Source organism: Kitasatospora sp. A2-31 (assembly GCF_022288725.1).
In the GTDB taxonomy this organism is placed as follows: Bacteria; Actinomycetota; Actinomycetes; order Streptomycetales; family Streptomycetaceae; genus Kitasatospora.
The window spans coordinates 1-1,329 of record NZ_JAKNTA010000196.1; the positions used below are offsets into that span (position 1 = coordinate 1).

The 1,329-nt window shown below is 76.4% G+C and carries 1 protein-coding gene; it reads right to left on the reverse strand.

The features are described 5' to 3' along the window. Window positions 1-234: 234 nt before the first annotated feature. Window positions 235-1,113: an alkaline phosphatase family protein gene (locus tag MCM47_RS40835; protein WP_308222333.1), complete on the reverse strand. Its 879-nt coding sequence runs from the start codon at window positions 1,111-1,113 to the stop codon at window positions 235-237. Window positions 1,114-1,329 lie beyond the last annotated feature (216 nt).

The window sequence follows — 1,329 nt, forward strand, 5'->3', positions numbered from 1 at the left end:
CCCCGACTGCGACCTTGCTCACGATGCCGTTCATGCCCGCCGTGCCCTCTCTGTCCGATGTCCGTCCGCCCGGCCCGTGCTCCCGGGCCGGAGATGTTTCCATCCTGGGGCCGACCCGCCTGCCGGGTCGTCACCACGAGGTCGCGACCGTTCCTCCGACCGTGGGGGTACGGCCTCCGCCTTCAGGAGTACACGCGGCGCACCGGCCCGGGGGTTCCCGGCCGCGCCGTGCGGTCAGACGCCTGCGGGAGCGGGCTGCGCGACCGGGAACGGGCGGCCGTCCAGAGTCCAGTGGGGATCGATGGGCCGACCGAGTGCCGCGTATACCTGGGCGGCGACGTCCGGGTGGCGGATCTCGCCGGTCGGCGGGGCGGCCGGGATGCCGGGACCGGCGCAGGCCACCCACGCGGTCCGCTCCTCGGGGGTGCGGCCGCCGTGGCCGCCGGCGTCGACGTGGCCGTGGTCGGTGACGACGATGACCGTCCATGCCTCGTCGGCGTGGTCGGCGCGGCTGCGGACGGCGTCGAGCAGCCGGCCGAGGCGCTCGTCGGCGGTGCGCATGGACGCCCGGTACTCCTCGCCGCAGCCGAGGAAGTGCGCGGTCTCGTCGACGGCTCCGAGGTAGACGAAGGAGGCCTCCGGGTCGGTCGTGGCCAGGACGTGCACGGCTTCGCGGGTGACCTCCTCGTCCACGGCTTCCCAGGCCTCGGGGGTGTCCGCCGCGGGCGCGACGTACGAGAGGCGGCCCGGGGCGCGGAACAGCGGGCCGCCGGACTCCTTGATCATCAGCGGGTCCCAGCCGGCGGCGACGAAGGTGCGGCGGCCGTCCTGCCGGGCGAGGCGGGTGGCGAAGTCGGGGAACACGTCCAGCCGGTTGCCGGCGAGGTGGTTGCCCCAGACGCCGTGCTTGGCGGGCTCGACCCCGGTGACGATGGTGGCCCAGCAGGGGCCGGACATGGTGGGCGTGGAGCCGGCCACCGTGACGGGCGCCAGGAACCCGGCCTCGGCCACCTCCGTGAGCCGCGGCATCGGGACCCGGCCCAGCAGGTCGTACCGGACGCCGTCGATGCCGACGACGAGGACCCGGGGGCGCGGCAGCGGAGGTGTGGACATGGCGCGGTTCCTTTCACGTGGCGCGGCCGGCGCCCCCGATCCGGGGCCGCGCCGACCGCGACATGTTCCACGCACTGCCGGTCCGGGACGTGTCGGCAGCCGGAACAGCGGGTGTCCGGCCGGTGTCGCCCCCCTGCCCCCCGCCCGGGCAGCGGAGGGGCCGGACGTCCCGGCGGCGCACCGGTCGGCGCCGCCAGCCGACCCGCCGGAGGCGGG

Excerpts from the sequence above, each read along its gene's own strand:
- MCM47_RS40835 (WP_308222333.1), bottom strand. The coding sequence starts at position 1,113 with ATGTCCACACCTCCGCTGCCGCGCCCCCGGGTCCTCGTCGTCGGCATC.